A 7,511-nucleotide genomic window follows, 5' to 3' on the forward strand; every position below is an offset into this window, starting at 1 on the left:
GGTTTCGCATATTATTTCTTCGTATTATCCACAAATGCCCCGTACTGTCTGCGCTGATGTTGCACGGACAGCCATTTTAAGGTGGTGAATTCCTCAAGCACCCATTCGCCGTTAAAGCGGCCGAGGCCGGAGTCTTTCTCGCCGCCGAATGGCATATGCGCTTCGTCGTTAACCGATTGGTCGTTGACGTGAATCATGCCTGTCTCGATTTGGTGGGCGATGTTCGTGCCGTGTTCGATGTTCGCGGAATGCACAGCACCACTCAAACCGAACGGGTATTTATTGGCCTGTTCGATGACTTCCTCGTCGCTATCGAACGGAATGAGGATCGCGACAGGGCCGAAGATTTCGTTTTCTGCAAGCGGCATGTCGTTCGTGACGCCGGTTAAGACTGTCGGCTGGAGGACATTGCCGTCTGCTTTGCCGCCAAGGCGGATCTTCGCGCCTTGTTCGACAGTGGCGTCAATGTCTTTTAGGATACGGTCGACTTGGTCGCGGTTGATAAGCGGCCCGACTTGCGTATCTGCTTCTGCAGGGTTGCCGTATTTCAAGTTGCCGGCACGTTCAATGAACTGCTCGGCAAATTTGTCGTAGATGTCCTTGTGGACGAAAATACGGTTAATCGACATGCAAATCTGTCCTTGGTGATAGAACTTGCCGAATAGGGCAGACTCGACTGCCTGGTCGACATCAGCGTCTTCAAGGACGATGAAATTATTATTGCCCCCAAGTTCCAAAGCGGTTTTCTTCAATGCGCCACCAGCGAGTTCGCCGATGTGTTTGCCGACAGGCGTCGAGCCTGTGAACGAAATCAAACGCGGTGTTGGATGAGTGACGATGTCATCACCAATTTCAGAACCGCGGCCGACGACAACATTGAGCAATCCTTTAGGCAGCCCAGCTGCTTCGAATAGGCTCGCGAACAATAACCCGCCAGTGACAGGCGTATCGGTCGCCGGTTTGATGACGACGGCATTGCCAGTGGCAAGTGCCGGCGCGATAGAGCGGATCGCCAAGTGGAACGGGAAGTTCCATGGGCTGATGATGCCGATGACGCCAAGCGGGTTGCGGTAGACGCGGTTTTCTTTGCCCGGCTGTTGGGAAGGCATGATTTTTCCTTCCATGCGGAACGGGAAAGTCGCCGCTTCTTTCAAGATGTTCATCGAGGCGCCGAATTCGACCGTCGCTTTGATCTTCGTGCTGCCGGCTTCTTTGATGAGCCATTCGATGATCAATTCTTTGTTTTCTTTCATGACTTCGATGGCTTTTTCCATGACGGCTTGTTTCGCTTGCGGCAATTCCTTCGCCCACTCAAGTTGGGCGGTTTCTGCTGCTTTGTAAGCGGCGTCCAAATCGTTCTTGTCGGCTGCTTGTGTCGTGACCAGTTCTTCGCCGGTGAACGGATTGGTGTTTTTCATTTGGCTATCGCTGGATCCAGAAGTCCATTCGCCGTTTATAAAAATCTTGGAAAAATCGGTTTTCATTTAGATCGTCTCCATTCTTTTTCTTAAGGCTGTTGTCTCGGGCGGATCAAGATTTCGTTAACGTCGACGTGTGATGGCTGTTCCACCGCATAGCCGATAGCATGCGCGATATCTTCCGCCTGCAGCGGTTCCATCGATTCGGACATGCTCTTGAAGCTGTCGAGTACATCATCATCCGTGATGGTATCTGTCAATTCGGTTGCGACCGCACCCGGCGATACGATGGTTACGCGGATTTCATGCGATGGGTCGATCTCTTGGCGCAGCCCGTCTGAAATGGCGCGCACGGCGTATTTTGTGCCGCTGTATACGGCGCTGCCTTTCATAACTTGATGGCCTGCCACAGAGGAAACGTTCAAGATGTGGCCGGATTTCTGCTCTTCCATGATCGGAAGAACAGCCGCGATGCCGTAAAGGACGCCTTTAATGTTAACGTCGACCATCTGATCCCATTCATCGAGTTTCAACTTATTCATATAGGACAATGGCATAAGTCCGGCGTTATTGACGAGAATGTCAATTTTTCCGGTTTTCTCTAGTGCCGCTTGCGCTAGTGATTTCATTTCGTCGGCTGAGGTGACGTCGGTTACTTTATAATCAGCGCTTCCGCCTTCAGCTTCGATTTCTTTTTTCAAGTCCACTAAGCGCTCTTCGCGCCGTGCAGCGAGCATGACGTGGTAGCCTCTTGCTGCCAGTTCCTTTGCAGTAGCTTGACCGATACCACTGCTTGCCCCTGTAATGATTGCGGTATTTTTCTGTGTCATATCTATTCAGCTCCAGTTCTGTTTTATTTTAAATGATGTCGAAAATGTCCTGAAATAAAGACATCTTATTTCCTTACCCGCAACTGTGGCTTTTCTAAACAAATGCTGATTATGCACTGTTGAATGCTCTGATTGCGGGCGTTTTGGCAAGATGCTCGGATTCGAATGACTTGAAAAAGAGAGATGGAAGTTTAAGAATTGGAGCACGAAGTCATTCAAGCGGATTCCAACTATTACCATAGGCAATTGGGCTTAATTTCCATTGTTTCATTCCGCAGGTTGATGGGTATTTGATATTGAACCTAAGTGCTTTAGTTGATACATAATTCAGACAGTTGACAAGCGCGCCAATGTTCCGTAGCGTAATATCTTGTGAAGAAATTTAAAGGAGGAGACTATATGAAGAAAGTAACAAACGTGTTTTGGATCTCGATCGTTCTAATTGCTTTGGCAGTTGGCTACGGTGCGCTTGCTCCAGAACATTTTGCGGAAGTTACCGGCAATATGGAATCATTCCTGACTACTTCGTTCGGTTGGTATTATTTATTGATCGTTTCAGTAATGGTTATCTTTTGCTTGTACTTCCTTGTTAGTCCAATGGGACAGATTAAATTAGGGAAAGACACAGACAAGCCGGAATATTCATTTGCAACATGGATTGCAATGCTGTTCTCAGCGGGCATGGGTATCGGGCTCGTATTCTGGGGTGCGGCAGAGCCGCTATCGCATTTCGCGATCGACCCGGCGACAGCTGAGCCGGGATCTCAGGAAGCGTTCCGGGAATCCATGCGTTTTACATTTTTCCACTGGGGCATCCATGCATGGGCGATTTACGCAGTAGTTGCATTATCGCTGGCATACTTCCAATTCCGTAAAGGTGAGCCAGGGCTTATTTCCTCGACGCTTCGCCCATTGTTCGGCGATCGCATGAAAGGCCCTTGGGGTGTTCTTGTTGACGTTATTGCTGTATTCGCTACAGCGGTCGGCGTCGCAACAACGCTTGGCTTCGGCGCCATCCAAATCAATGGAGGGCTCGCTTATTTGTTTGACGGCATTCCAGGAGATAGCCTGTTCACGCAAATCATCATCATCGCAGTCGTCACTGTGCTGTTCATGATTTCGTCTTGGTCAGGTATCAGCAAAGGGATCAAGTACTTGTCGAATACCAATATGGTGCTCGCTGTCACTTTGCTCATTTTAGTAATCGTTCTTGGGCCAACCTTATTGATTTTCAATATGTTCACCGATTCACTCGGAAGCTATTTCCAAAACTTGATCAATATGAGTTTCCGTTCTGCTCCGATTAATGGCGAAAACCGCTCATGGATTGACGGTTGGACGATCTTCTATTGGGCATGGTGGATCTCTTGGTCGCCATTTGTCGGGATTTTCATCGCCCGAGTTTCCAAAGGCCGGACCATCCGGGAATTCCTGTTTGGCGTCTTGCTAATTCCGACGTTCATCAGCTTCGTCTGGTTTGCGGCATTTGGTACAACAGCAATCGATGTACAAAGCAGCGGCGTCGATTTGACTGGATTGTTGACAGAAGAAACGCTATTTGCGGTGTTCAATGAATTGCCGCTTGGCATGTTGTTGTCTGTTGTCGCAGTGTTGCTCATTTCGACTTTCTTCATCACTTCTGCCGACTCAGCTACATTTGTACTCGGCATGCAGACTTCTAACGGCTCGCTGGACCCAGCGAACGCTGTCAAGCTGACATGGGGGATTGCGCAATCGACCATCGCGGTCATCCTGCTCTTTGCAGGAGGGCTCGGGTCCTTGCAGACGGCATTGATCATCGCCGCCTTCCCGTTCTCGTTCATCATGCTATTGATGATGGCTTCGTTCTATAAAGCCTTGAACCTTGAATACAAAGCAATCAAGCGCAAACGATAAGCTATCAAAAAAGGGTGCCGGAAGTCCGGCACCCTTTTTCTATGGAAAGTCGCGTATAATGGATAATGGAAATCGTGTTGAATGGAGGAATATTATTTGGAAAAACCACATATTATGCTAGTCGACGGAATGGCAGTCTTGTTCCGTTCGTATTTTGCAACAGCAGGCGTCGGGCAGTTTTTCCGCACCGAGAGTGGGCTTGCGACAAACGGTGTGCAAGGATTCGCTCGCCACGTGCTCACCGCAAAATCATTGATGAAGCCGACCCATATCGCTGTATGCTGGGATATGGGCGCGCATACGTTCCGCACAGACTTGTTCGACGGCTATAAGGCAAACCGGCCGGCGCCGCCTGAAGATATGGTGCATCAATTCGACCAAGCACGTGAAGTTTCTGAGCTTCTGGGATGGAAAAATTACGGCGAAAAGGGCATCGAAGCGGATGATTTTATCGGCTCGTTTACGAAAAAATGGCCTGACGAGGCAGACTATACGATTATTACCGGCGATAAAGACATGCTTCAGCTATTGAACCCATCGGTCAAGATCGCTTTCATGAAAAAAGGCTTCCATATCTATGACCTATATACCGAAGCGCGATTCGGTGAAGAATATGGCATCTTGCCGGAGCAGTTCGCTGATGTGAAAGCGTTTATGGGCGACCCGAGCGACGGCTATCCAGGTGTCAAAGGCATCGGCCCGAAGACGGCGCTTCAGTTGATCCAGCGCTACGGTTCGGTAGAAGGCGTCCTGGAACATATTGAGGACTTGAAGCCGGCTCAGAAAAAGAAAATCGAAGAGCATCAAGACATGCTCGCGCTATCGAAAAAGCTGGCGGTCATCAAAGATGACCTCCAGCTCGATGTGGCACTCGAGGAAATCGCAGTGCCGGATTATTCTTCTGATTTGGTGAGGATATGCGACGAACGGGAATTCCGCCTGCTCGCAAGACTTTTGGAAAAATCATTTATCTGACTTCGACACCGGTGAAATCTGGACGAAACTCAATACGCCCCGGTTTTCCCGGAACGACACCGTTTTTTTGTCCGTTGTCGTGAATATACAGAAGTAAATCGTTCGGAGTTTCCTCATATCCGATGAGCGGAACCCAGTGATAGGCGAAAGTGGTTTTTTGGCGCCAACGCATTGAAAAATAACGGTCGAATTTCACAGCGAGCGGATAGCCGGCATCGAGTTGCAGTTTGATCTGTTCAGTCGTGCGAACCCGCTTGATGTCATACCGCGGCCCGGCCATTTTTCTCAATCGCCGGATCAGGCAAAAAGCGCTCAATCCGATCGGCGTCGTCCCGAGGTATTTATAAAGCGGCCCGATCCCCGGTGCCACACCTTCATGGTAGAGGAGAATCGACGCAGCAGTGACGGGCCCGCATGCAGAAGCACGGTAAGCAGCCGGTACATGTTCAGCGTATTGGTTCATTGCTTGAAAAGGCAGCAGCACTTTCATGATGCATCCTCCTTTTAAACGGTTCAGCGCAGCTTAGCTTCTCGTTCATCGAGCAAAGTCTGCAAGGCGCTGCGGAAGGTCGTATAGACTTCCAGCTCGACTTGAATGCCCGCATGGACAATTTCCCTGACAAAACGCGGATTGAAGCCGACATAAATGCCACGCAAGCCCATCAATTTCAAGGCGCTGTTCAATTGGGTCAGTTCGAGTGCGAGCTCATTGAAATCAAACGATTGGATGTCTTGCATAGTCACTCCGGTGAAGTCGAAGATCGCTTGTTCCGTATCGCGGTGGTTATCGGCATAATCGAGTACTTTTGTCCGGATCGTCTCGAAGCGGTCGCGGAAGATATACCCGGCAATCGGCACGAGAATGGTATTCGGGACAATCGATGGGATGATCGGTGCCGACATATTGTAAATGACGTCTTGGTAATACGCCACGAGGTCTTGCAATTCCTTAATTTCTTGTTGCGGATCCATTTCGGCACCTCTGCTTTATAGTATTCGTAAATATTTCGGGCTTTCGCCTTTAAGCTTTCTGATCTTCTAGGAAGTGGATGACAGAAGCGGGGGTCTTGGCATTGGCACTATGCAGATGTGCTTGTTTTATGCCGTCCTTGAAGATCAGCAGGCTCGGGATGCCCATCACTTCGTACTGCTCTGCGATTTCTGGCAGTTCGTCACGGTTGACGTCAAACCATTGGTAGTTGTCGTATTGCTCGATGATCGGATCGATGAACATATCCATGCGCGTGCAGTCAGGGCACCAGCCAGCCTGGAATTTCACGATGACCGGTTCGCCGTTTTGGATTGTATCGTTGAACTGTTCAGTTGTTTTTAGGGATTTCATTAAAATGCCTCCTTTAATAGTCCTTTTAATCTTACCCTTTTTTTGCTTTCTCTCCAAGCGCTTGGATAAAAGCGGCAGAAAAATCTTCCGATTAAATATTGCGAAAATATGAAAAATAATTTACACTAAGAATGAGAAGGAAAGTATTTCTTTTTTTTACCCAGAAAATGAATGAGTGTTCATTCAAAAATAGGAGGGTTTGCTCGTGTCATACAAAATCAAAAAAGCAGCCGTGCTCGGATCTGGCGTCATGGGATCTGGAATCGCAGCTCATCTAGCCAATATTGGAATTCCGGTCATGCTGCTCGACATTGTGCCGAAAGAAGCGACAAAAGAAGAACAAGAGAAAGGGCTAACGCTTGAAGATAAAGCAGTCCGCAACCGGATCGCAGCGACTGCCACTCAAAAACTATTGAAACAAAAGCCTGCTCCGCTGACACAAAAGAAAAATTTGCAGTTGATCACGCCAGGCAATTTAGAAGACGATCTCGAGAAATTATCCGATGTGGATTGGATCATCGAAGTCATCGTAGAAAACTTGGATATCAAGAAATCACTCTATGAAAAGGTGGATGCGGTCAGAAAGCCCGGCACCATCATTTCCTCCAATACATCAGGCATCAGCATCAATGCGATGTCAGAAGGGCGCTCGGAAGATTTCCAGAAGCATTTCCTCGGCACCCATTTCTTCAACCCGCCGCGTTACTTGAAATTGCTTGAAGTCATTCCGGCAGAAGCGACAGCTCCCGAAGTCGTTGAATTCATGCAGCAATTCGGCGAAGACCGCTTAGGTAAAGGCGTCGTCTTGGCAAAAGATACGCCGAACTTCATCGCTAACCGCATCGGCACATATGGCTTGCTCGTCACGGTCCGCGAAATGCAAAACCGCGGCTATTCGATCGGTGAAGTGGATTCCGTTACCGGCCCATTGATCGGCCGTCCGAAATCGGCGACATTCCGTACACTCGATGTCGTAGGCTTGGATACGTTTATGCATGTTTCAAAAAACGTTTACGATCAAACCGAAGGCGAAGAACAGCAAGTGTTCAA

The 7,511-nt window shown here is 48.8% G+C and carries 8 protein-coding genes; 3 read left to right on the forward strand and 5 right to left on the reverse strand.

Annotation, left to right across the window (positions count from 1 at the left end; all coding sequences use genetic code 11):
* Positions 1-11: 11 nt before the first annotated feature.
* Positions 12-1,484, reverse strand: coding sequence for an aldehyde dehydrogenase family protein (locus ON064_RS15850; RefSeq protein WP_274625527.1), 1,473 nt, complete (start codon positions 1,482-1,484; stop codon positions 12-14).
* 23 nt (positions 1,485-1,507) lie between these two features.
* Positions 1,508-2,248: an SDR family oxidoreductase gene (locus tag ON064_RS15855; protein ID WP_274625528.1), complete on the reverse strand. Its 741-nt coding sequence runs from the start codon at positions 2,246-2,248 to the stop codon at positions 1,508-1,510.
* Between the two features lie 399 nt (positions 2,249-2,647).
* Here ON064_RS15855 and ON064_RS15860 point away from each other — a divergent pair, with 399 nt between their 5' ends.
* Both ON064_RS15860 and ON064_RS15865 read left to right on the forward strand, forming a co-directional pair.
* Positions 2,648-4,144: a glycine betaine uptake BCCT transporter gene (locus ON064_RS15860; RefSeq protein WP_274625529.1), complete on the forward strand. Its 1,497-nt coding sequence runs from the start codon at positions 2,648-2,650 to the stop codon at positions 4,142-4,144.
* A 96-nt stretch (positions 4,145-4,240) separates the two neighbouring features.
* Complete coding sequence (locus ON064_RS15865) at positions 4,241-5,119, forward strand: 5'-3' exonuclease (protein ID WP_274625530.1); 879 nt, start codon at positions 4,241-4,243, stop codon at positions 5,117-5,119.
* Here ON064_RS15865 and ON064_RS15870 read toward each other — a convergent pair.
* The 3 genes from ON064_RS15870 to ON064_RS15880 are packed head-to-tail and all read right to left on the reverse strand — an operon-like array spanning position 5,112 to position 6,461.
* Positions 5,112-5,609, reverse strand: a complete 498-nt coding sequence (locus tag ON064_RS15870; RefSeq protein WP_274625531.1) for a cysteine peptidase family C39 domain-containing protein — start codon at positions 5,607-5,609, stop codon at positions 5,112-5,114. The two genes, ON064_RS15865 and ON064_RS15870, sit on opposite strands and share 8 nt — an antisense overlap.
* 23 nt (positions 5,610-5,632) lie before the next feature.
* Positions 5,633-6,091, reverse strand: a complete 459-nt coding sequence (locus ON064_RS15875) for an STAS domain-containing protein (protein WP_274625532.1) — start codon at positions 6,089-6,091, stop codon at positions 5,633-5,635.
* Between the two features lie 49 nt (positions 6,092-6,140).
* Positions 6,141-6,461, reverse strand: coding sequence for a thioredoxin family protein (locus tag ON064_RS15880; RefSeq protein ID WP_274625533.1), 321 nt, complete (start codon positions 6,459-6,461; stop codon positions 6,141-6,143).
* Positions 6,462-6,711: 250 nt separating this feature from the next.
* On the opposite strand from ON064_RS15880, the gene ON064_RS15885 reads away from it, so the two are divergent.
* Positions 6,712-7,511: 3-hydroxyacyl-CoA dehydrogenase family protein (locus tag ON064_RS15885; protein WP_483879762.1), on the forward strand; the 800-nt coding region annotated here is incomplete at its 3' end.

Origin of the sequence: Planococcus sp. A6 (assembly GCF_028823615.1) — a bacterium.
In the GTDB taxonomy this organism is placed as follows: Bacteria; Bacillota; Bacilli; order Bacillales_A; family Planococcaceae; genus Planococcus.